This window comes from Rothia uropygialis (assembly GCF_004137765.1).
In the GTDB taxonomy this organism is placed as follows: Bacteria; Actinomycetota; Actinomycetes; order Actinomycetales; family Micrococcaceae; genus Rothia.
In genome coordinates, this window is record NZ_NOIS01000005.1 from 30,854 (window position 1) to 54,578 (window position 23,725).

Here is a 23,725-nt window from a genome sequence, read left to right on the forward strand (position 1 = left end):
CCCGGAGGCTAGTGCGCCGAAAGCCTTCTCAAGGCGGCAGTGACGGTGGGCAGTTTGTCGGTCGTCCAAAGCGGTGGAAGCGCGCTGCGCAAGAATCCACCGTACCGGGCCGTCGCCAACCGGGAATCCAACACCGCGACCACGCCTCGATCGTCGTGAGCGCGGATCAACCGCCCTGTCCCCTGAGCGAGCCGGATTGCTGCGTGATAAGCGGAAATCGCCATGAAACCATTTCCTCCCGACTGGCTCACCGCGCGTGTGCGTGCGGAGGACAATGGATCGTCCGGGCGCGGGAACGGGATTCGGTCGATCATGACCAAGCGACAGGACTGGCCCGGAACGTCTACCCCTTGCCACAGACTCATGGTCCCGAAGAGGCACGTGTCTGCGTCTTCCGTGAACTCCTTGACCAAACCTCGGAGGGAGGACTCCCCCTGCACCAAAATAGTCAAATTCGAATTGTTCCGAACGTATTCTGCCGCCTGTTCTGCGCCTCTTTTGGAGGAAAACAGGCCCAAAGCTCCGCCTCCCGAGGCTTCGACCAGTTGGAGGATTCGTTCCAACTGCTCTTCGGAGACACCCCGACCCGGTTTGGGCAAGTCCGAAGCGAGATACAGCATCCCCTGCTTGGGATATTCGAACGGCGAGCCCACGTCCAGCCCTTCCCACGTGGGCGCTTTCTCTCCCTTGAGCCCGAGCGATCCCGCCACCGAGTCGAAAGAATGACCGATGGACAGTGTCGCCGAGGTCAATATGACTGTCCGATCTTGGAACAACCCTTCCCGGAGCCGTGAAGCTACGGAAAGCGGGGCAACGTTAATCGTCGCAGGGTCGGTATCGGCCGCCGCGACATAGCCCCGTCCGGGCTCCCAACCGCCGACGCGGCTGATCCAGACGACCTCGTATTTGCCGTCTGCTCCCAGAGTTCTTTCCGCCAGCTCGAGAACTTCGGTCAACCGGGCTCGGGCCATTTGTCGCCCGGCGTCCGAGTCCTTGCCGTCCGGTTTGGTGTCCGACAACGCGGCACGGCTGGCGTCTCGCACGAGTTCCATGGCTCGTTGCAAGTCCGGTGTCAAACCGTGAGGCATGAGCTCGGCAGGCTTACCGGTACATGCTGCCTCCAGGGCCTCGGCGGCAGAATTGAGTGGTTCATGTGCGGCACTCGTATTTTTCCTGATCGCCCGGGCGGCGGACCGAACCATGACGGGTGAAATGGCCCCCGTCACCGCGCCGGTCACTCGGTCCACGAGCTCATGTGCCTCATCGACGATCACCGTGTCGTGCTCGGGAAGAACCCCTATTCCCTCGAATGCGTTAATGGCCAGGAGAGCGTGATTCGTGATGACGACGTCAGCTTCCCCCGCCTTTTGCCGGGCAAGCTCGGAAAAGCACTCCTCGACGAGCGGGCATTTCCGCCCCAAGCATTCCGATGCGGTGACCGAGACCTGGCGCCAGGCCTTGTCACTCACACCGGGCAACAGCTCATCTCGGTCGCCGGTATCGCTTGTTTCCGCCCAGGAGCGCAGACGCACGACCTCTTCCGCGAGGCCCGAACTGGATTGATCAGGATGACCCGAGGCAGATGCCCCTTCGGAGTTCAGAGAGAAGAGCGAATTGGGGTCTTCCTCGTCCGGGTATCCCCCCTCGAGCTTGTGAAGGCAGACGTAATTGTTCCGCCCCTTCAGCAGGGCGACGTCGACCGGGCGTTCGAGCTGATCACTCAGAGCCTCGAGCAGCCGCGGCATATCCCGGTTCACAATCTGGGACTGGAGAGCGAGGGTCGCCGTGGCCACCACGATGGGCGATTCGGCGTCTATCGAACGCCGGATCGCGGGCACCAGATATGCCAAGGACTTACCCGTACCCGTGCCGGCCTGAACCAGGAGATGCTTGTTCATCTCCAGGGCCTGGGCCACGTGGGCAGCCATGAGCCTCTGCCCATCCCGCCTTTGCCCACCGGATCTCTCCACGGCCGTGTCCAGTAGTTCCAGCGCGTCCTTTGCTCCGGGCAGAGTCTCTGGCTCATCGCCCCTCAGCGCAGCGTCCATGTGCGTTTCCCTCCGCGCTCAGGCGTCCTAGACCGTGTACTCGTGCAGTTCGGATGCCATATCCGGCCTCACCAGGACCGACATCCTCGTCCCGTTTTCTTCGAATTCGGTCGAGAGTATCTCGGCATCCCAGGAGTGCAGACGAGAGACGATTTCGCCATGCGTATAGGGCACCAGAATGTCCAGCCGCACGTCCGGCCGCGGGATGGTTTCCGAGATGAGCTGCTTGAGCTCTTCGATTCCGGCTCCTGTCCGCGCCGAAACCACGGCGTGCCGCGGTTCGCGTTGGCGCAAACGCTCGATGACGTACGGGTCTGCGGCGTCGGCCTTATTGAGGACGATGATCTCCGGCACGTCGCGGGCGTCTACGTCGGCCAGAACTTCGCGCACTGCGCGGATCTGCCCTTCCGGTTCCGGGTGCGATACATCGACGACGTGCAGGACCACGTCAGCATCGGCGACTTCTTCAAGTGTCGAGCGAAAGGCCTCGACCAATTGGGTCGGCAGAGAGCGAACGAACCCCACGGTATCCGAGAGCGTATACCCGATGCCGTCCGGTGTTTCCGCTTTGCGAACCGTGGGATCCAAGGTTGCGAACAGCGCGTTTTCGACGAGAACGCCCGCATCCGTCAGCCGGTTGAGCAACGACGATTTGCCGGCGTTGGTATAACCGGCGATCGCAACGGACGGAACGTGGTTGCGACGTCGGTTGAGTCGTTTGGTCTCGCGCGCCGGCTTCATTGCCGCGATTTCGCGACGCAATTTTGCCATGCGTGTGCGGATACGACGTCGGTCCAACTCGATCTTGGTTTCGCCTGGCCCACGGGAACCAATGCCTTCACCCCCGGCAGCCCGGCCACCGGCCTGACGGGACATTGACTCGCCCCAGCCGCGCAAACGCGGCAACAGGTATTCCAGCTGTGCCAATTCGACCTGGGCCTTACCTTCACGCGATTTGGCGTGCTGCGCAAAGATATCCAGGATCAACGACGTGCGGTCGATGACCTTGATCTTGACGATGTCTTCCAAAGCGCGTCGCTGCGACGGCGCCAATTCGGAGTCGACGATCACGGTGTCGGCGCCGGTCGAGTTCACGATTTCACGGAGTTCCTGAGCTTTTCCGGATCCCAAGAAGGTTCCGGGATCCGGTTTGAGACGCCGTTGGACCAAGCCATCCAGCACTTCCGAACCTGCCGTCTCCGCGAGAGCCGCCAATTCGCGCAAAGAATCCTCGGCTTCGGTTTGCGTTCCTTCCGACCAAATACCTGCAAGAACCACGCGTTCGAGTCGCAACTGGCGGTATTCGACTTCGGTGACGTCCTCGAGCTCGGTCGAAAGCCCCTGGACGCGTCGAAGCGCGCGGCGTTCTTCGAGTTCTTGTTGGTCCCCGTCGGCGTCGGTGTGCTGTGTATTGTCTTCCGACAGCTCACGGGCCTTGCGGTCGAGGATCGACTGCTCGTGTTCCTCCTCAGGGGAGAATCGTCCGAGCACTCGGTCCACCGTAGCCCGCAGCTGGGCATCGCTCGGCTGTGAGCCGCCCTGCTCGTCGGGCCCGGTTGTTTCGTTCTGGGGCATAGTGCCTTTCTTCTGATGTCGTGGGGCTACCCCCACGACGCGGTATTCGATGATTCTATCTGGGCCGCGATGCGGCGGTCGCCTCATCCGGCCAATGTGTGGAGAAGAACTCGGCCGCGTCCTCGACGTCGGAGACCCCCAGGGGCACACACGATGCCGTAAAATCGCTCACCATGGCTGAGCACTACTTTTCTTCGCATGCCGAAGGCGATCTGCAGACCCGTCCCCTGAGCGTCGAGCTCGACGGTGTGAGGCGCGAGCTGGTGACAGCTTCGGGCGTCTTCAGTCCCAAAGGGCTCGACAAAGGAACTGCAGTCCTCTTTAAAGAAGTCCCTCAGCCCTCAGGAAATTCCCTCTTGGACATCGGTTGTGGCTGGGGACCCATCACCTTGACGATGGCTCTCAGGAACCCTCTCGCGAAGGTGACGGCAATCGACGTCAATCAGCGGAGCCTGGAGCTGACACGGCGTAACGCCGCCGCATTGGGCATCGAAACCATTTCCACTGCTCTGCCGGAAGAGGTCGATCCCGAATTGACCTTCGATACCATCTGGTCGAACCCTCCGATCCGGGTCGGCAAGGAGGTCCTCCACAATATTCTGCTGACCTGGCTCCCCAGGCTGGCACCTGGCGGTTCCGCCTACTTGGTGGTTCAGAAGAACCTCGGGGCAGACTCGTTGGTTCCGTGGATCGACGAGCACTTGGGCCAAGGCTTCAACGTCGGCCGATACGCGACGTCGAAGGGCTTCCGCGTGATCGAAGTTCTACGTCAAATCCCGACGCGGACTAGTTGAGAACCACTTTCCCTACCAGGACCGCAGGACCCGAGAGCACAACGTGCTCGAGATCATCCTGCCCCAAGACGAACGTCGTTCCCACGGCCCCTCCCGGGACCTCGACCACCCACTCGTCGGGAGCGTCATCGCCTGCCCAGAAACGTGTTGCTGCGGCGGCCGCGCACGCTCCCGTGCCACAGGACTGGGTCTCCCCGACTCCGCGTTCATGAACCCTCATGGCAATCCGTCCGATGGTCTCGTGTTCTTCCGAATCCATGGGAACCACAAATTCCACATTGGTTCCGTCCGCCGGCGTCGGCCTCACCGTCGGAGCCGATTCCAATCCCAATTTTTCCAGCTTTTCTTCCCCGGCGAGGGCCACCACAGTGTGCGGATTCCCCATGGTGATGGACACTCCGGGACGAGGGGTCCTCAGGCCGCGCGCCGTCACGAGGCAATCAGAACCGGAATCCCGGGCCTCATCACCATTGATGAATCCCCACGGACCCATATCGACCGCGTAGCCGGAATCGATCTTGGCGACGGTTTTGGGTCCGCCCCGCGTACCGATGGTCAGGGTCTGACCTTCCTCGAGGGTCACGAGACCCTCATGAATCAGGTAGTGGACGAAGACGCGCACCCCGTTGCCGCACATTTCCGACACAGAACCATCCGCGTTGCGATAGTCCATGAACCATTCGGCCCGAGGAGCAAGATCAAGAAGATTCCTCCCCTCCACGAGCCGTTCCGACCGGATCGCCCGGATCAGACCGTCGGCCCCGATACCAAGGTGCCTATCGCAGACTGATGCGACCAGTGCGTCATCCAGTTCAAGCTGTCCGTCCGTATCGGTCAGCAACACGAAGTCGTTGCCCGTTCCGTGGCCTTTCGTCAAGGTGATCCCGGCAAACTCACCCCATGATGGTTCGCTGGCCGCTTCTGAGGATTCGGCAGCAGGCGTTGAGTTATCGAGGGTCGTCTCGGTGGGCTCGGGCGCATCGGTTCGTTGAGAAGTCACCACACCAGTTTAACCCTCGGCGGCTCGGCGGAACAGCTCGACGGAGCGGTTCACGTTATCGGTGAAAAGTTCCGTGAAATTCAGCCAATGAATCCGGGGGTCGGCACGGAACCAGGTGGTCTGTCGCCTCGCGAATTGCCTCGTCGCTACGATGGTTTCCTCGATCGCCTCGTCGAGGCTTTTCTCCCCGTCGAGAACCTGAATGATTTGTGCGTAGCCTAGGGCGCGTGAGGCGGTCCTGCCGTCCCGCAGTCCTTCTCCGTCCAGGCGTTCGACTTCATCGACAAAACCCCGGTCGACCATCGTGTGCACACGAGCAGCCAAGCGGTCGTGGAGTACGGCCCGGTCGCCATCGAGACCGATCTGCAGGGCTGGTTGAATGTACTCGCGGCGGGGCATGTACGACGAAAAACGCCGACCGGTGACCTCCTGGACCTCCAGCGCACGGATCAGTCGTCGGTCGTCCTTGATCCGAGGAGCCGATTCAGGATCAACTTCCTTCAAGCGATCGAGCAGTGCTCCTCGACCGCGATCCGCGAGATCGTTTTCCAACCGTCGACGCACGGAAGGATCCGTTCCCGGAAATTCGAGCACGTCGAGAGCGGCACGAACATAGAGCCCCGAACCGCCGACAAGGATCGGGACACGACCCCGGCCCCGGATGTCGTCGAATTGGTTTCGAGCCGCGGTTTGAAAGTCGGCAACCGAGGCTTCGTCGCGCACCTCCAGAATGTCCAGGAGGTGATGCGGGATTCCCCCACGCTCGTCAATCGGCAATTTGGCGGTACCGATGTCCATGCCTCGATAAAACTGCATCGAATCCGCATTGACGATTTCGCCGTCGACGGCACGGGCCAGAGCGACCGCGAGATCGGACTTTCCAGTGCCTGTGGGCCCGACCACGGCCACGATCGGGCTCGCGGGCCTCGACCATGCGGTGTCCAATTCGGAGCCGACGGCTGGTTCAGCGGCCTCGTGCCCTAGGGGACGATCCACCACTACGAGGCGCTGGTCAGGCCCAGGGACGGCTTACGAGGGATCGTGGGCATACCGAGATTTGTGGTGCCCGGTTTGCCAGTCCCCGCACCGCAAGACTCTGCCTGTGTACGATCCCACGCGTCCCCGGCGCGCGAGCGGCGTACGGAATACTCTGTTGACCCGACGGATCGAGGGTCGGCAATCAGGTGGAACGGTGCGGCCTCGGTGATCTTGAGCGTCACCAGATCTCCCGGTCGCGGTGTCTCGCCGCCCTCGGGAACCGAAAAGTGCACGAGTCTCTGATCCCTGCTGCGTCCCGAAAGACGGTGCGTCTGCCCTCCCTTGCGTCCCGAATCCGCGGACACCATGACCTCGACCTGCTGGCCGACCTGCCGGGCGTTTTCTTCTTCGCTAATCCGGTCCTGAAGCTTGGTCAATCGCTCATATCGCTCTTGAACCACTTCCTTGGGAACCTGGTTGTCCATGGCGCCCGCCGGAGTTCCTGGACGAATCGAGTATTGGAAGGTGAAGGCCGACGAGAACCGGGATTTCTCCACGACGTCGAGGGTCGCTTGGAAGTCCTCTTCGGTTTCCCCGGGGAATCCGACAATGATGTCGGTCGTGATCGCTGCGTGGGGAATCTTCTGACGGACTTTATCCAGGATGCCCAAGAACTTCTTGGACCGGTACGAGCGCCTCATGTCTTTCAGGACCTTGTCGGAGCCCGATTGCAACGGCATATGCAGGACCGGCATAACGTTGGGGGTTTCAGCCATCGCGTCGATCACATCGTCCGTGAAAGCGGCCGGGTGAGGACTTGTGAAACGGACTCTCTCGAGGCCTTCGATATCGCCGCATGCGCGCAACAGCTTCGAGAAGGCCTGCCGGTCGCCGAATTCCACACCATAGGAATTGACGTTCTGGCCCAGCAAGGTGACTTCAATGGCCCCGTCGTCCACCAGGGCCTGGACTTCGGCCAAGATGTCCCCTGGCCGACGATCCTTTTCTTTGCCTCGCAGTGACGGAACGATGCAAAATGTGCACGTGTTATTGCAGCCCACCGAGATGGATACCCACCCCGAGTAGACCGAATCGCGTTTGGTCGGAAGGGTCGAGGGAAATACCTCCAGGGACTCCAGCAATTCGGTGGCCGCCTCGTCATTGTGGCGGGAGCGTTGCAACAGCGTGGGAAGTGACCCGATGTTGTGGGTACCGAAGACGACGTCGACCCAGGGGGCTTTTTTGACGATCGTGTCCTGGTCCTTCTGGGCCAGGCAACCGCCGACCGCAATCTGCATACCCTGGTTCTCGCGCTTGGTCGGCGCCAGGTTTCCGAGATTCCCGTACAGCTTGTTGTCGGCGTTCTCGCGAACCGCACACGTGTTGAAAACCACGAGGTCGGGAGTGCCTTCGGTATGTGGGACGTAGCCTGCGGACTCGAGGAGACCCGAAATTCTTTCGGAATCGTGCACGTTCATCTGGCACCCGAAGGTCCTGACCTCGTAGGTGCGGTGCTCGCCCGTCTGCTCATCGATGCCGGGCATCGGCTGCGTAGCGTCCGTGGGAAATGTATGACTAAGTGCGTCGGTTGGGTTTGATGTCACCCTGCCAGCGTACAAGAAGCCGGGCATCCCATGCCCACCTCGTTGACGAGCGTCACGGCCAGGAACCCAAACCAGCCCGGCCTGGGCCTGGGCGAAGTATCCTTGGCAAGTGCCCGATTCCTCCCCTAGCCACCAGACCGAACAGTCGCCCGTGGTGTTCTCCACGGTTGAAGACGTGGTGCAGGCCATGTCGCCACGATCGCGGGAACCCCTCCGTCGCGGTTGTGCCCTCTCGGCCGAGTTTTTTGGCAGGCCGGTCGACTCGGCAGAGCTTTTGTCCTCGACCAACCGGTCCGTTGTCGTGCGTTTCCGTGCGGGGCGAGCCTCCGTGGTGGTCAAACATTTTCGCAGACGTGATTCGGCGAGGAACGCCAGTGGCTTCGGATATTTAAGAGCGCGCTACGGTTCGGACGTTCTGCCGTCATCCGCTCGCCTCGTGGCCCACGACGACGCTGCCCGGATACTGGTATACGAAGACTTCAATTCGACTGCGGGGCCGGATCTGAATCGGGAAGATCTGCGCAGGTGGATCAGCACCTGGCCGGGCATGGTCCTTCCGGCCGATTCCGCGGCGGCCCTGTGGTTCCGCGACTCGCTGGCTGCGGCCGATCCGGTGGCTGCGGCCAAAGGGCGCCCCGGGGCGCTGCCTTCGCTGGGATTGCTCGACCGGAGTCGCCTTTCAGCGGAAGACCTCGGCCGGTTGTTGGACCCGAAGGTCTCGGTCCTGTGGTGCGGGGACATGAATCCGGGCAACTTCGCGCCCTCGGCCGACGGCGGCTACCGGCAAATCGATACCGAAGGCACGGGATACTGCGACCCCGCGATGCTGGTCACCGAAGTCAGGATGGGATTGCCCTCTGCCGTCGACCACCAACGACTTCATGCGTTGCTCGACCCCGACGAGTGGGGCGACGCGGCAGATTCACTGTCCGAGCACTGGAACGTCAACGCTGAGCGTGAAACACGTGCCCGCCAAGCACTGGAGGCTATCCTGCGCGCCCTCGCCCCGTCCCGCGCACCTCTGCACGGTATCGAGCCGTGAGCTTAGGGCAGTTCTTCGTATTCCGAACTGTCAAAATCCGCATCGACCGTGTTGCCGCCGTCGAAGCCCGTGTCCGAGAGGTCGTCAGCTGATCCTCGAAGTTCCTGTTTGACGACTTCGAACGCCACACCAGGGGAATATCCGCGTCGCGCAAGCATCGAGGCGAGGCGACGGAGTTCCTTTTCATGAACGGCTCTGTCGGACAGGTCCGCGTTCCTCTTGATTTTCTTGCGTACGAGGTCCCTCGCATCTTCGCGCTCGTCATCGTCCGAACGCTGCGCGAGAGCCTCTTCCGCAATGTCACCGGTGACGCCCTTCTGAGCCAGTTCCCTCCTGAGTGCCGGCCGAGCGAGCTTTCGGCTCATGGACCGGCTTCTGACGAACATCTCCGCGAATTGCTGGTCATCGACCAGCCCCAGGTCCTCATATCGGTCGAGGATTTCCGAGACCGTCTCCTCGGAGATTTCTTTGGACCGGAGCTTCTCCTCCAGCTGGCCACGGCTACGTGCCGCCATGGTCAATTGGCGGAGGACAATGTCCTTCGCACACTCGTACTCGGATTTCTCGACGGAGTCCGACCGTGCCTCGTCTCGAGCGGCTACGGAATTAGGACCAGTACTGGAAGGAGCCGCTGGAGCGGCCTTTTCTGCGGCGCCGGAGCCTTCCAACCCCAAATCCTTGACCGGTGGGTTCTTCCCTCCCCCGAGTTTCCGACCCTGACGACGACGGCCGGAACCGTAGCGGTTCCGGCCGTCACCGCGTCCTGAACTCAATGACATTAGAAGTTCTCAGGCAGGGCGTCCAGGGGATCATCACTCAGCTCGGCGGTATCGACACCGTCACCCGGTACTGCCGCCGTTTCAGTTGCTGCGGCAGCACCAACGCCATCTTCTTCCTCCGTGTCAATGATGCCGGCTTTGACGAGAGTCTTATGCTGGATCTCTTCGGCCAACTCGGGATTGTCTTTGAGGAACCGGCGGGCATTTTCCTTGCCCTGGCCCAGCTGATCGCCTCCATAGGTGAACCAGGCGCCGGACTTCTTGACGATGTTGTGTTCGACGGCCATGTCGATAATGCCGCCTTCGATCGAAATTCCTTCCCCGTAGAGAACGTCGAACTCGGCGACCTTGAACGGCGGGGCCATCTTGTTTTTGACGACCTTGGCCTTGGTACGCGATCCGATGGGATTGGCACCGTCCTTCAAGGTTTCAATACGGCGAATGTCGATCCGCACCGAAGAATAGAACTTCAGGGCCTTACCGCCGGTCGTGGTCTCAGGACTACCGAAGAACACACCGATCTTCTCGCGAAGCTGGTTGATGAAAACTGCCGTGGTGTCGGTCTGGGACAGCCGGCCCGTGATTTTGCGCAAGGCCTGAGACATCAGGCGAGCTTGCAAGCCCACGTGGGAATCGCCCATCTCGCCTTCGATTTCCGCGCGCGGAGTCAACGCCGCGACCGAATCGACCACGATGATGTCGATCGACCCGGAGCCAACCAACATGTCCATGATCTCGAGCGCTTGCTCACCGGTATCCGGCTGAGAAACCAGCAACGAATCGGTGTCAACCCCGAGCTTTTCGGCGTAAACCGGGTCCAAAGCGTGCTCCGCGTCGATGAATGCAGCGATGCCGCCATTCTTCTGACAACTGGCCACGGCGTGGAGCGCGAGGGTCGTCTTGCCCGAGGACTCGGGCCCGTAGATCTCGACGACGCGGCCGCGAGGCAACCCGCCGACACCGAGGGCGACGTCCAAGGACAATGCGCCGGTGGAAATGGTCTCTGTCTTGACGGCCTCTCGATCGCCCAGGCGCATGACCGAGCCCTTGCCGTAGTTCTTGTCGATCTGGGCGAGGACCGTGTCCAGAGCCTTCTCTCGGTCCGTACCGGTTGCGCGGGAGACGGAAGTCGTGTTTCGCGATTTAGCAGCCATGATTACCTCAATTCCGTGGCCCTCCGGTGGTGGCAGGGCCTGCTGTCGTGCGTTTCAGTCCTCACGCTAGTCGCCGGGACTGACAAGTTAAGCGCTTTGGGGCATCTGTGGAAAACCCGCGTCTCGCATCTGCGAATAGTCTAGCCGATGTCGAACACTAATTCGAATATAGTTTCGATCGGCGTGCCCCATTGGTCTTCGAATCCCTCCGAGCCTCACGGCTCACCGGGGTTCCCCGGGATCGGTTCCCAACCAACGATCCTGCGGCAGATCGTGCTGACGGCAGACGGCCTGCCACACCTTCAGCGGTGCAACTCCAGACTCGAGGGCCTCGTTCGCCGTGCGATTGTCCACCGCATCGAGGACCGTTTGGCTTCCCACAACCCGCGCGTACCCGAAGCCGAACTCGTCCTCCATGCTCCGCCAGAACTCCGAAACCTTCACCGATTCTCCTCTTCGGGCTCATCACAGCATTCCTCAAACTCGACAATAGCGGCCATAGAGCCATGGGCAGAAGCCCAGTATGTCGACCCCAAAAAACGCGAAAATCCGCATCGCCTGCGAATTGATCGCAGACAATACGGATTTTCAAACTACTCAGAAGGACTCATGGACACGAGTCCTCCGCGGACACGACCGGATGACGGCCGTTCACGCTTTTTCAGGGAACTATCGAGCGATCGGGCGGGTCCGGTGCACGGCCGGAAGATCGCTGGAGCCCACGGCGTTCATGCCGTATTCGCGGCGGAACTCCTCAGAGAGCTCGTTGGGTACGGTATCGGGAACGTTGAGTCCCTCAGCGGATGCAAGTCGGTCGGAGACCTCGCGGAGCATCTGGGACATGGGAATCTCAAGTGCGACGCAGATTGAAGCGAGCAGTTCTGACGAGGCTTCCTTCTGGCCGCGCTCGACCTCACTCAAATATCCGAGCGAGACACGGGCACTGTGGGACACCTCGCGCAGGGTCCGCCCCTGACGCTGTCGGATGTCTCGAAGGACCTCACCGATTTCGTGGCGTAGGACAATCACTTTGGGCTCCTGCGGTTCGGGCGTGAAATTTTCTGACTGTCCCACGTCCTTCCAACGGACGACGCCGTTCACGGACACGGGTTGCTTAGTCATCTTTATGCCTATCTCCCTTTTCGATGTGGCCTCTTAGTGTTGAGTGCCACTGGATTTCTTCAGCCTAATGCAGTTCTGACGTTCTCGTTAGGCCTGTGGACGGATCCTTTTCACACCGTCACAGTCATTCAAACCAAGTTTCCTGTGAATTCATTCCCGCTCACGGCGAAAGGTGCCTGGGAATATCCTGGGCATGCTGTGGGAACCGCATTTCAGGCGTCCAGGATCATCGTTTCCAACAGAAGACGCAGAGCTGCTTGAACGCTTTGCTCACGGATCTCCGCCCGGTCACCGTGAAAACGCAATTCCTTCGTTGCGAAACCGAACGGGCTCGCACAACCGATGTAGACCAATCCCACGGGTTTGCCGTCGTGAGGCTCGGGGCCGGCGACTCCTGTCGTCGAGATCCCCCAATCGGTGCCGCAGACATGCCGCGCGCCAGCCGCCATGGCTCGGGCGACGTCGGGGTCCACCGACCCTTTGTCGGCCAGCAGACTCTCCCGAACCCCGAGCACCCCCGCCTTGACGGAGTTGTCGTAGGACACCACGCCTCCCCAGAAGGCGGTCGAGGCCCCGGAGACCGAGCAGATAGTTGATGCGACCATACCGGCCGTCAGCGATTCCGCCGTGGATATGGTCTGGCCCGATACAGTCGCGGACGCGACGACTCTGGTCGCCAAAGACGCTGCGGATTCCGTCTCGGGAACGCTCATTCGGCTCATGAGCGTCCGTTCTCGGCCAGGTACTCACGCCGCAAGGTGACCGCTTTCGCCACGTAGTCGATGCCAGTCACTACTGTGACAACGACGACCGCGGCCATCACGATCCACCCCGGAACCATGGCCCACCATCCGAGTGCACCCAGCGGAAGAATGAACAGAATGAGCGCGATCGTTTGGAGAACCGTCTTGAGTTTGCCCCCCTTGGAAGCAGCCATGATTCCGTACCGAATCACGAAGAATCGCATGATGGTGATTCCCCACTCGCGGATCAGAATCACGATGGTGACCCACCACCAGAGTTCGCCCAAGATCGACAAGACCACGAATGCCGCTCCCGTCAGGAGCTTGTCCGCTATGGGATCGGCGATCTTACCGTAGTCGGTGATCAGATTTCGAGAACGGGCAATGTCCCCGTCGAGCTTGTCCGTGTACATCGCCACGCCGAAAACGACGACAGCCGCCCATCGCATCCACATCGAAGTCTCACCGAAATGCCCACCTGCGATCAAGAACCACACGAAGAACGGAACCATCACAATCCGGACCGTGGTCAGAGCATTCGGCAGGTTGAGGTTCGACGGTTTGGGCGTCTCCTCGGGTTCTTTTGCGGTGCTCATGAGTGTCCCTTCCACAGGCCTTTGATTTTCGGTCTCATCGGCCGGTCAGCTGCCACGCGTCGGTGTCCCCGTTCGACTCGTCCGCGTGATCGTTGTAGTCGGGCGCGACGTTCTGCAACGATTCTTCCACGGGGTCCCCTCCCGAGTTCACGCCGCCGTCCCCGGAGGATTCGGGCGGCTCCTCGCCCCTGAGCTTGGCAAGAGCGGCCGGAAGGTCGTCCGGAGATACGAGAACGTCACGGGCCTTGGATCCCTCGGACGGCCCCACGATTTCGCGGGACTCCAAAAGGTCCATGAGCCGGCCTGCCTTGGCGAAGCCCACGCGCAGCTTGCGCTGCAACATTGAGGTCGACCCGAACTGCGAATTGATGATGAGTTCGGCGGCTTGAAGAAGGACGTCGAGATCGTCGCCGATATCGTCGTCGATCTTCTTCTTGGGCTGGTCCTGGATCACGTCCGAACGGTAGCTCACGGGCATCTGAGTCTTGACGTGCTCGACGACGTCGTGGATCTCGGATTCGGTGACCCATGCACCCTGCACACGCATTGGCTTGGACGCACCCATCGGAAGGAAGAGAGCGTCACCCTGACCAATCAGCTTCTCCGCGCCCGCCTGGTCCAGGACCACGCGGGAGTCCGTGACGGATGAAGTCGCGAACGCCATCCGGGATGGCACGTTCGCCTTGATCAGACCCGTCACCACGTCCACGGACGGGCGCTGCGTCGCGAGGACCAGGTGGATACCCGCGGCTCGCGCCAGCTGGGTGATGCGGACGATGGCGTCTTCCACATCACGCGGGGCGACCATCATGAGGTCGGCCAGCTCGTCCACGATCACCAAGAGGTACGGATAGGGCCTTATTTTGCGTTTTGAACCAGGTTCCGGTTGGACCTTCCCCTCGCGAACGGCTTTGTTGAAGTCGTCAATGTGCTTGAACCCGAAATGGGACAGGTCATCGTAACGGGCGTCCATTTCCCGCACGACCCATTGCAGAGCTTCTGCCGCTTTCTTCGGGTTGGTGATGATCGGGGTGATCAGGTGGGGAACACCCTCATAGGCCGTGAGCTCCACGCGCTTGGGATCGACCATGACCAGACGAACTTCGTCGGGGGTCGAACGCATCAGGATCGAGGTGATCATCGAGTTCACGAAGGATGACTTACCGGCGCCGGTGGCACCAGCAACGAGCATGTGCGGCATTTTGGCGAGGTTCGCAACGACGAAGCCGCCCTCGACGTCCTTGCCGACACCCATAACCATGGGGTGCGGGGAGGCGTGAGCCTTGTTGGAGCGAAGGACGTCGCCCAGAGCTACGGTTTCTCGGTCGGTATTCGGAATCTCGATGCCGATTGCGGATTTGCCGGGAATCGGCGAAAGAATCCGGACATCGGCGCTGGCGACCGCATAGGAGATGTTCTTGGACAGGGCAGTCACACGTTCGACCTTGGTACCCGACCCCAGCTCGATCTCGTACCGGGTCACGGTCGGACCGCGAGAGAACCCGGTAACCTGCGCGTCGACCTTGAACTGCTCCAGAACGTTGGTCAATGATTCGACCACGGAGTCGTTGACTTCCGAACGCTCCTTGGCGGGAGGACCCTGGATCAGCATCTTTTGTTGCGGCAGAACGTAATCTGTGGTCGAGAGCGCTGCCTCACGGGCCGCATCCCGTTGTGGCTGGGCATGCGGGATGCTTTCGTCCGACGGTGCGGGTGCACTCGATGAGAAAGTCTCGGCTTCCTTAGGATTCGGTTTCTCAACCAAAGGAGAGACGCCCTCGTGGGGGTCCTCGAACTGGGTTTTCGATTCCTCGGGCTCCTGAGGAGCCTTTCGCTGGGACGCCGTCTGCTGGGGAGAAAGGACCTCTGTAGCGTCTGCGTCCGGGGACTGAATCACGCGGGTCCGGTCCAGACCCTCCTGGACGGCTTCGGCGGTCTCACCGGCCTCTTCTGCGCCGTCCCGAGCGGCACGCGCACGGTTGAATTTGCCCAGGTCGAAGAGCTCGGACTTCTTTTTCTTCTGCGGTTTGGTGCCCGTGGCCGCGGAATCGCGATGGTGATCGAACACCTCGGTGGGCTCGGTTGCCAAACGCCCACCGTGCGGATCCGCCGTGGGGGCATTCTTGTCGACCACGGCCCTCGTAAAGGCCTCGTCCCCCACGTAGGTATCCAGGGGCCCCGAATCTTCCTCGGTCTTCTTGCGCCGGCCGAACAAGGAACGCTTGGGCTTGGTTGTCTCCGCTTCGTCGTAGCCTTCGTCGAGGTAGCTGCGATCGTGCTCCGGCGCAGAGACGTCGGTTCCCTGATGCTGGGGCTTCTCACCGATCAGCCGGGCGAAAGCCGCTCGAATATTCGGCACGATCTGACGGATCGGCGTCGCGGTGATGATCAGGACCGAGACCAAAGCCAGGAGAATGTGGATGGCGACGGCGCCGGGAACCGTGACCAGCTTGGAGAACGTTGCCCCAGCCAATAAACCGACGATGCCTCCTCCCCCGCGAATGGCATCCAGACCCGAATCAATGCTCGGGGATCCGGCAGCCACGTCGAAGAGGGCGGAACCACTGATCACCATGAGCAGCAGCCCCACGGCAATGCGGTTGTTGGCGCCCATGTCCGTCGGTCGCCTGAAGGCACGGATCGCGAAGCCACCGAGCATCACGGGTGCGACGAGCGCCATATGCCCGAAAGTTCCGGCCACCACAGCATGCCACGCCGTGGCCGGCCAGGACACGGCCTGCACCCCGACGGAAGAAAGGTTCCACCATTCGACGGCCGCCGTGACCAGGGCCAAAATCAGCATCAGGAGAGCGCCGCCGTCGCGCCGATCCTCCGGAGCCAGTTCGGTACGCAACGTGCCCATTCGGCGGATCGCGCCGCCGACGAGATGAGCACAACCGACCCACGCACCGAGGATCGCCCGGACGAACCAGTTGGGCTGATCGGGTGCGCTAGTGGTCGCACGCGAAGAACGAGTGGCGGCTTTTTTGGTGCCGCTCGACGAACGCCGCGACTGCGATGCGCCCTTTTGAGGGGTGGGGGAAGTACGAGTCGCCATATCTTCCAGGGTAGACGATCAGGGCGGAACCCACACTCGCCCCGGTCAAAACCGTGCGAATCTGTGGATTACCGCCCTCGGCTCGCGGCTTCCGCGCCGCGAGATATTCGTCCCTACTTTTCCTGGTTGGCCTCCACGACCACGGGGATGATCATCGGCTTGCGACGAAGCTTCCGACCAATCCATTGGCCAATCGTACGGCGCACGATCTGCTGCATCTGGTGATTGGTCACACGCTTAGAGGACTGCTCGTGAAGAGCGTCCTCGAGCGCCTCGGTGATCTTCGGAATCATCGGTGAGAAGACGGCATCTTCTTCTGCAACGCCTCGGGCGTGGATATCCGGTCCTGCAACGACGCGTTTGGTCTTACGATCGACCACAATCACGATCGAGACGAAGCCTTCTTCGCCCAGCGTGCGGCGGTCCTTGAGGTCCTGGTCCGTGATTTCGCCCACGGACTTGCCATCAACGTAGACATAACCGCAGTCGACCGCGCCTACGATCCGGGCCTGCCCGTTCTTCATGTCGACGACGATGCCGCTTTCGCCCAGGAGAACATTCTCCTCGGGAACGCCGGTTTCCATCGCGAGCTTGCCGTTCGCAATGAGGTGACGGACTTCGCCGTGGACGGGAAGGACGTAATTCGGCTCGAGAATGTTGTAGCAGTACAACAATTCGCCCGCGGCCGCGTGGCCCGATACGTGGACCTTGGCATTGCCCTTGTGGATCACATTCGCACCCAATTTGAGCAAGCCATTGATCACGCGGAAGACGCTGTTCTCGTTGCCAGGGATCAAGGACGAGGCCAACACGATCGTATCGTCCTGGTCGATCTGGATCCTGTGGTCTCCGCTGGCCATGCGCGACAACGCGGCCATGGGCTCTCCCTGAGAACCGGTACACATCAGGACAACCTCGTCATCGCGGTAATTGTCCACGTGCTTGAGATCGATCAGGACGTTCTCCGGAACGTGCAAGTAACCGAGCTTTTCTGCGATCGACATATTGCGGACCATCGAACGGCCGCACAGCGCTACCTTGCGCCCACGCTCGACCGCGGCATCGATCACCTGCTGAACACGGTGAACGTGAGAGGAGAAGGAAGCCACAATGATGCGCTTGGGGGCGTCCCGGAAGACGTCGGAGAGCACCGGACCGATGTTCTTCTCCGTAGGCGTGAACCCGGGGACCTCCGCGTTGGTCGAGTCCGGAAGGAAAAGATCGACGCCCTCCTCGCCCAGGCGGGAGAAGTGACGCAAATCGGTGATACGACCGTCCAGAGGAAGCTGATCCATCTTGAAGTCGCCGGTGTGCAATACCGTCCCGGCCTTAGTCCTGATGAAGACAGCCAAGGCATCCGGGATCGAATGGTTCACGGCCACGAACTCGCATTCGAACGGCTTGAGATCCTCGACATCGCCTTCCGCGACGGCCATGGACGTCGAGCGAATACGGTGTTCCTGAAGCTTCGCCTCGACCAGCGCCAGGGTCAGCTGCGAACCGATCAAGGGGATATCAGGCCGACGCTTGAGCAGGTACGGAACCGCGCCGATGTGGTCCTCGTGACCGTGTGTCAGGACAATGGCAACGATGTCGTCGAGACGATCAAGAATATGGTTCAGATCCGGCAGGATCAGGTCGACACCAGGCTGAGTCTCTTCCGGGAAGAGGACACCGCAGTCCACGACCAGGAGCTTTCCATTGAGTTCGTAGACCGTCATGTTACGGCCTATCTCGCCCAGTCCTCCGAGGGCCAGAACACGCAGGGTGTCCTTTTGCAGCTTCGGAGGTTTGGGCAAATCGGTGGGTATCTGGGTCACGGGACCCCTTTCTGATGATGAAGGCCCCGCCGGCTCTGCAGCGGGGCCCGTGAGGTTATTCGATGCTTGAGGCGGCGACTGACCCTTCGAGGTCTGACCGAATTAGTGCGGTCTCCGCCTCGGTGGGTTCAACGTGCGGCAGGCGCACCATATTGGTTGCGAGCCTTCCCTGCCATTGAAGAATTGTTTTGGCGGCCACGGCCCCGGGAACCCGGGTCATGGTCGCAGTGACGACCGGATGCACATCCCGATGGATTCGCTGCGCAGTGGCCAGATCGCCCCGAACGACGGAATCGATGAGTTCGCGGAACTGCTCCGGAATCACGTGCGTGGTCACTCCGATGAGTCCCTGCGCACCGATGGCCATCCAGGGGAGGGTCAATCCGTCGTCGCCCGAGTAGAACTGAAGGTCCGTCCGAGACATCACTTCGGTTGCGCTCGCGAAATCCGCCTTGGCGTCTTTGACGGCAACAATATTCGGGTGTTCTGCGAGCGCGACCATGGTTTCCGGCGCGATCTGGATCCCGGCGCGGCCGGGGATGTCATACAACATGATCGGGGTCTTGACCGAGTCGGCCACGGTGCGGAAGTGCGCCAGAAGTCCCGACTGCGTCGGCTTGTTGTAATACGGGGTGACGACCAGGAGGCCGTCGACGCCGACTTCTTCGGCGAGCGACGCTACATGAATCGTGTGCTGGGTGTCGTTGGAGCCGACACCGGCGACAATCGAGGCCTTGTCCCCCACGGCGTCCTTGACGATGCGGAAGACACGGGCGTTCTCCTCGTCCGTCATGGTCGAGTATTCGCCGGTGGTTCCGCAGACGACGAGACCATCGTTGCCACGCGCGACGAGCTCTTGGGCGAGCTCGGCGGTGGCTTTCTCGTCCACGGATCCATCCGCCGCGAAAGGAGTGACCATCGCGGTCAGGAGGCGACCGAACAGGGGCTCAACGGGGGCTGTGTTCTCGATCGAAGACTCAGACATGTCTCCCAGGCTACAGCAAATTCACGACTCCTCGCCCTGCGACAAAGCACCGGCCGGCCTGCCCTGATACAAAGCCACGGCGTCACGCATGGAGCGTCTTGCCCTCTTGCGGTCTCCCGCGGCGTCGTAAGCACAGGACAATCGGAACCACGTACGCCAATTTTCGGGGTCGGCCTCGACTTCCCGCTGGTACACCGGAAATTCCGCGTCGGCTGATTCCCGGTCGATACCGCCGGAGGCAGTTCGCGGAAGATTGTCTTCGGGCAGGCCTCCTTCTCGTCCCAGGATTGAGGCGAGTTGTTGGACCCGCACTCCGAACAAGACTTCCCGGATCAGTGCCCAGGCGCCTATCAGCGGAAGCACGATCAAACCGGCACCCAGCAGGATTCCCGCGATGTCGCCCGAAGCGACCAGAAGGATGCCTCGCTGCAAGGTCAGGACCAAGTACAGGGCGAGCAGCGCGACCGTGATGGCCGCGAAAGTTTTGCCCTTGTTGGTCGAATCGATGAAGACAAAAGCCGCACTAAAAGCCAGGATGACGAGGATGAAGAGCCGCGTCCCGGGAGGTACGGGCAGCAACCAGACGGTGATTGCGACCAGAACGACCGCCGCGGCCGTGAAAATCTTGAGTCCGCGCACGCTTCAGTCCAGGTCCAGGTAGCCGTCGAGACCGTGTGTCAGCCCCGGACGGTCACCGACGGTCCGTATTCCCAAAAGAACCCCCGGCATGAAGGAGACTCGGTCGAACGAGTCGTGGCGAATCGACAGTTGCTGCCCCTCATCCCCCAGAAGGATCTCCTCATGAGCAACCAAACCGCGTAAGCGCACGGCGTGGACATGCACATCTTCCACGACGGCACCCCGAGCGCCCTGAGGGTCGGACTGTGTCGCATCGGGGCTCGGCCCGCGTCCGGCACTTTTCCGGGCCTCCGCGATCTCGTGCGCTGTGTGTGCCGCGGTTCCGGAGGGGGCGTCCAATTTCTGAGGGTGGTGCAATTCGATGACTTCGACGGATTCGAAGTATTTGCTCGCGGTCGCGGCGAATTTCCCGGCGAGGACCGCGCCGATGGCGAAGTTGGGGGCAATCAGAACACCCGTTCCCGAATGTTCTGCGAGCAGCTTCCCCAACCGGTCGAGCTTGGTCTCATCCCAGCCCGTCGTCCCGACAACGGCGTGCATCCCGTGCTCGACCGCGTATCGGACGTTTTCTTCGCTGGCTGCGGGGACAGTGAGATCAACCACGACGTCGGCCCCTGATTTCCCTACGTCCTCGAGGCGATCCTGAGAGCCCAGGGCCGCTACCAGTTCCATATCCTCCGCGTCCTTGACGGCTTTGACGGCTTCCGAGCCCATGCGGCCCGCCGCACCGAGTACTGCAACTTTGATCACGTCAGTCATGCCTCCCACCCTATCGCCGCGCGTGCCGACCGCCGAGTCGCGGCGGACCAGCGTTTTCATGACGAAAGCCGCCACCGACCCAGGAAGCAGGATCGGCCTACACGTGATTACCATGTTCAGGGAAGTTTCCCCGACCTTCCGGCAAACCACACTCACCAAGGATTTCCGCCCTCTTCATGAATTCGTCGTCCCTTTTTGCGTCGCCCGTACCACCCGAGGCAGGACAAGAGCGCTTCCACTTGAAGGGGCTTGACGGGCTTCGGGCCATCGCGGTGGCCTCGGTGGTGATTTACCACTTGTGGCCGGGAGCATTGCCAGGCGGGCTGATCGGGGTCGACCTGTTCTTTGTGATTTCTGGTTATCTGATCACCGCACTGCTGCTGCGGGAAGCCGCGTACACCGGAAAAATGCACCTGCCCCAGTTCTGGATGCGGCGATTGCGTCGGCTGATACCGGCAATGGTCTCCTGCGTTCTCATCTGCACGAGCGTCGCGTTCCTGATCGGCGGCGACGTGCTGGTCCATATGCCTCGGCAAGTGATCTCGGCCCTGACGTATACGTCGAATTGGGCGAGCGTCGTCGCGGGCAACGATTATTTTTCGAGGACTTCGCTCGAGCTGTACACCAATTTCTGGTCGCTGGCGCTCGAGGAACAATTCTATTTGGCCTGGCCGGTCGTCCTCGTCACCACCTGCATCCTGGTGATGTCGTGGAAGAAACGCACGCTGGTACCCGCTTTGCTCTGCGTCGCCTCGATCTCCGCCATGGTGTTGTGGAATCACTTTGAACCCGATATGACACGCGGGTACTACGGTCTGGACACCCATGCATTCGGCCTGATGACCGGTGCGGTCCTCGCGCTGATGATCCCGTGGAGCATGTACCCGCCGCGCCCCGGCGTTCGGGTGCGGGCCCTCGAGCAGAGGTACATCCCCGCGCTCAACGTATTCCGCATCCTTGCGGGTTGGGCCAGCCTCGTACTCCTTCCCGTGCTCGCCCGCATCCTCACCGAGGACGAGCCCACGATTCTGGCCCCGTGGGGTCTCCTGGGCGCTTCGCTTCTTGGCCTGGGGGTCATTCAGACTCTGCTTCCTGACGTCCGCGGCGTCGGTGCGGAATGGCTTCGTCGACTCTTGTCCCTCAGCCTTCTGGAATGGCTCGGCAAACGATCCTACGGTCTGTACCTATGGCACTGGCCTGTCATGACGCTGTTGCACTACGGAGCCCTCACCGTTCCCGACCAGGTGAAAAACGTCGCAGTCCTGATCCTGACAATCATCGTTGCGGCTCTGTCCTACCGATGGCTCGAGCAGCCCGTTCGCCGAAAAGGCTTCCTCGGAGCCGCAAACGCATTTTTCCGGGCTTTCGGCAGGCCCGTTCGCGCCCGGATGGCCGCGATCGCATCGATGGCGCTCGTGGTGTGCGCGCTCACGGGAACGGTCGCGGCCTGCCTCAACGCCCCGCAGAAGACGCAAGCACAATCCGTGATCGCACAAGGTCGGGAAGCCCTGAAGTCGACCGAATCGCCCTCGCCGTCTCCCAGCCCCTCGGGACCCGAAGCATACCGTCCGTCGCCTGGAGGAGAGGACGTCACGATGATCGGCGATTCCGTGACGCTCGCCTCCGCGGACGCGTTGCAGTCCCATGCGCCAGGCATCGACGTCGATGCTGCGGTCAGCAGAAACATGTCCGCTGGAATAGACCTGGCCCGCAAACGACTCGATCAGGGGACCCTGGGGCGGATCGTGGTGATTTCGCTGTCGACCAATGCCGAAGTCTCATCCGAGGACATCGACAAGCTGACCACGATCTCGGAATCGGGGGAGGCACGCCAGCTCGTGCTGGTCACGGGCCAGGCTCCTGAGAAACTCGATTGGGTCGGACCATCGAACGACGCGGTCCGCGCCGCCGGGTCCGGAAGCGACAAAATCGTCGTCGCGGACTGGGCCAAGGCCTCGGACGGTAAGCCGGAGCTTTTGGTTTCGGACGGCGTCCACCCTGAGGCGGCTGGCCAGGATCTGTATGCATCGACCGTGAGCACTGCGATCGAAGAGGCCAAGCAGAAACTCGCGCAACGGACCGGTGGCCAAAACGCGCCTGGAGACCAGCCGGGACCCGAATCCAGCGGTCCGTGACGACCTCGGCCGGCTCGAGACGCAGCCAACTGCTAAGTTCGATGTATGGCAGATCACCTTCCGTTGGAGCCGTCTACGAGCTTCGTACTGACCGATGCCGACGGCAGAATACTGGAGAGCCGATCGCCCCGGGAGGTCTACTACGCCGCGTCGACCATCAAATTGGGGGTCGCGCTGGCCGTCGGACGGCACGTCCATGAGGGCTCGCTGGGCCTCGAAACGAATTTCGCGGCGACGAGAACCTTCAGGGGCGTGGACGGAGAACCCTTCGCCCTCTCGGGCGACCACCTGGACGACCATTTTCCCAAAGACGGCACCGGCTTGACCGTCACGCAGCTCCTCCGTGTCATGATTTCTCGATCCTCGAATGAAGCAACCAACATCCTGCTCCGCGAAACGGGACTGGAAGCCGTCGCGGAGGTGTTCCACGACCTTGGTCTTCAGGCCACTCGAGTCGAACGGTTGATCGGCGACACCGCTGCCGAGAACCGCGGACTGACAAATGAAACTTCTGCCGCGGATCTGGCGCACCTTATGCGCGGTACCGTGACCGGCATCGCCGGAAACCGACCACCGCTGCCGAGTCCCGTCACGGTCGAGATCGTGCGTGCCCTGGAAGCGCAGACCGTTCCTCCGATCGGGCGGGTTCTTGCACCCGGAGTGCGGTGGGGTTCGAAGTCCGGCGAGGTCCCCGGCTATCGCCACGACGTCGCGTTCATCGGCACCCCGGCCGCCCCCGATTGCCGGTATTTGGCGGTGTGCACTCGGGGGTTCGAGGAGCCTGAAGCCGACGAATCCATCGCCGCAATCGTTCGGGCTCTGGGCCTGGACTCAATCCGCGGTCCCAGAACACGGGACGAGATCCGAGAGGATCGGGCCCTGGAGTGAACAGTG

20 protein-coding genes are annotated in these 23,725 nt (G+C 61.4%); 4 read left to right on the forward strand and 16 right to left on the reverse strand.

The window, feature by feature from the left end:
• Positions 1-8 precede the first annotated feature (8 nt).
• On the reverse strand, positions 9-2,048 hold the full coding sequence (locus tag EWV35_RS11295) for an ATP-dependent DNA helicase (RefSeq protein ID WP_129661988.1): 2,040 nt from the start codon (positions 2,046-2,048) through the stop codon (positions 9-11).
• A gap of 27 nt (positions 2,049-2,075) precedes the next feature.
• Positions 2,076-3,623: a GTPase HflX gene (gene hflX, locus EWV35_RS11300; RefSeq protein WP_129661990.1), complete on the reverse strand. Its 1,548-nt coding sequence runs from the start codon at positions 3,621-3,623 to the stop codon at positions 2,076-2,078.
• A 173-nt stretch (positions 3,624-3,796) separates the two neighbouring features.
• Here hflX and EWV35_RS11305 point away from each other — a divergent pair, with 173 nt between their 5' ends.
• The gene (locus EWV35_RS11305; RefSeq protein ID WP_129661992.1) at positions 3,797-4,417 is read left to right on the forward strand and encodes a class I SAM-dependent methyltransferase; all 621 of its coding nucleotides are present in this window, start codon (positions 3,797-3,799) and stop codon (positions 4,415-4,417) included.
• Here the strand turns inward: EWV35_RS11305 and dapF are convergent.
• Genes dapF through miaB form a run of 3 tightly spaced genes read right to left on the reverse strand, consistent with a single transcriptional unit; the run spans position 4,410 to position 7,939 of the window.
• The gene (dapF, locus tag EWV35_RS11310) at positions 4,410-5,417 is read right to left on the reverse strand and encodes a diaminopimelate epimerase (RefSeq protein ID WP_129661994.1); all 1,008 of its coding nucleotides are present in this window, start codon (positions 5,415-5,417) and stop codon (positions 4,410-4,412) included. The genes EWV35_RS11305 and dapF overlap by 8 nt on opposite strands.
• A gap of 9 nt (positions 5,418-5,426) precedes the next feature.
• Positions 5,427-6,362 carry a tRNA (adenosine(37)-N6)-dimethylallyltransferase MiaA gene (miaA, locus tag EWV35_RS11315; RefSeq protein ID WP_129662364.1) on the reverse strand — a complete coding sequence of 312 codons (936 nt, stop codon included), beginning with the start codon at positions 6,360-6,362 and terminating at the stop codon, positions 5,427-5,429.
• A gap of 53 nt (positions 6,363-6,415) precedes the next feature.
• Positions 6,416-7,939 carry a tRNA (N6-isopentenyl adenosine(37)-C2)-methylthiotransferase MiaB gene (gene miaB / locus EWV35_RS11320; RefSeq protein ID WP_129661996.1) on the reverse strand — a complete coding sequence of 508 codons (1,524 nt, stop codon included), beginning with the start codon at positions 7,937-7,939 and terminating at the stop codon, positions 6,416-6,418.
• A gap of 169 nt (positions 7,940-8,108) precedes the next feature.
• Here miaB and EWV35_RS11325 point away from each other — a divergent pair, with 169 nt between their 5' ends.
• Positions 8,109-9,041 carry a hypothetical protein gene (locus EWV35_RS11325; RefSeq protein WP_129661998.1) on the forward strand — a complete coding sequence of 311 codons (933 nt, stop codon included), beginning with the start codon at positions 8,109-8,111 and terminating at the stop codon, positions 9,039-9,041.
• Between the two features lie 2 nt (positions 9,042-9,043).
• On the opposite strand, the gene EWV35_RS11330 is transcribed toward EWV35_RS11325, so the two are convergent.
• The 11 genes from EWV35_RS11330 to dapB form a co-directional block, all read right to left on the reverse strand.
• A complete protein-coding gene (locus EWV35_RS11330) occupies positions 9,044-9,820 on the reverse strand; it encodes a regulatory protein RecX (protein WP_238654459.1) in 777 nt (258 codons plus the stop codon).
• Complete coding sequence (gene recA, locus EWV35_RS11335; RefSeq protein WP_129662000.1) at positions 9,820-10,974, reverse strand: recombinase RecA; 1,155 nt, start codon at positions 10,972-10,974, stop codon at positions 9,820-9,822. The genes EWV35_RS11330 and recA overlap by 1 nt, the downstream gene beginning before the upstream one ends.
• Positions 10,975-11,196: 222 nt before the next feature.
• Positions 11,197-11,418 carry a DUF3046 domain-containing protein gene (locus EWV35_RS11340; protein ID WP_129662002.1) on the reverse strand — a complete coding sequence of 74 codons (222 nt, stop codon included), beginning with the start codon at positions 11,416-11,418 and terminating at the stop codon, positions 11,197-11,199.
• A 225-nt stretch (positions 11,419-11,643) separates the two neighbouring features.
• Positions 11,644-12,096 carry a helix-turn-helix domain-containing protein gene (locus EWV35_RS11345; protein ID WP_129662004.1) on the reverse strand — a complete coding sequence of 151 codons (453 nt, stop codon included), beginning with the start codon at positions 12,094-12,096 and terminating at the stop codon, positions 11,644-11,646.
• Between the two features lie 212 nt (positions 12,097-12,308).
• A complete protein-coding gene (locus EWV35_RS11350; protein WP_238654461.1) occupies positions 12,309-12,818 on the reverse strand; it encodes a CinA family protein in 510 nt (169 codons plus the stop codon).
• On the reverse strand, positions 12,815-13,435 hold the full coding sequence (gene pgsA, locus EWV35_RS11355; protein ID WP_129662006.1) for a CDP-diacylglycerol--glycerol-3-phosphate 3-phosphatidyltransferase: 621 nt from the start codon (positions 13,433-13,435) through the stop codon (positions 12,815-12,817). Before pgsA ends, EWV35_RS11350 begins: the two co-directional genes overlap by 4 nt.
• A gap of 34 nt (positions 13,436-13,469) precedes the next feature.
• Complete coding sequence (locus EWV35_RS11360; RefSeq protein ID WP_129662008.1) at positions 13,470-16,493, reverse strand: FtsK/SpoIIIE family DNA translocase; 3,024 nt, start codon at positions 16,491-16,493, stop codon at positions 13,470-13,472.
• Positions 16,494-16,606: 113 nt separating this feature from the next.
• Positions 16,607-18,313, reverse strand: coding sequence for a ribonuclease J (locus tag EWV35_RS11365; protein WP_129662009.1), 1,707 nt, complete (start codon positions 18,311-18,313; stop codon positions 16,607-16,609).
• Between the two features lie 55 nt (positions 18,314-18,368).
• Positions 18,369-19,298, reverse strand: coding sequence for a 4-hydroxy-tetrahydrodipicolinate synthase (gene dapA, locus EWV35_RS11370; RefSeq protein ID WP_129662011.1), 930 nt, complete (start codon positions 19,296-19,298; stop codon positions 18,369-18,371).
• A gap of 21 nt (positions 19,299-19,319) precedes the next feature.
• Entirely contained in the window at positions 19,320-19,937 is a 618-nt protein-coding gene (locus EWV35_RS11375; protein WP_129662014.1) for a tetratricopeptide repeat protein, read from the reverse strand.
• Between the two features lie 3 nt (positions 19,938-19,940).
• On the reverse strand, positions 19,941-20,696 hold the full coding sequence (gene dapB / locus EWV35_RS11380; RefSeq protein WP_129662016.1) for a 4-hydroxy-tetrahydrodipicolinate reductase: 756 nt from the start codon (positions 20,694-20,696) through the stop codon (positions 19,941-19,943).
• Positions 20,697-20,872: 176 nt separating this feature from the next.
• On the opposite strand from dapB, the gene EWV35_RS11385 reads away from it, so the two are divergent.
• A complete protein-coding gene (locus EWV35_RS11385; protein WP_129662018.1) occupies positions 20,873-22,831 on the forward strand; it encodes an acyltransferase family protein in 1,959 nt (652 codons plus the stop codon).
• Positions 22,832-22,876: 45 nt separating this feature from the next.
• Positions 22,877-23,719 carry a serine hydrolase gene (locus EWV35_RS11390; RefSeq protein ID WP_129662020.1) on the forward strand — a complete coding sequence of 281 codons (843 nt, stop codon included), beginning with the start codon at positions 22,877-22,879 and terminating at the stop codon, positions 23,717-23,719.
• The last annotated feature ends 6 nt before the right edge of the window (positions 23,720-23,725 follow it).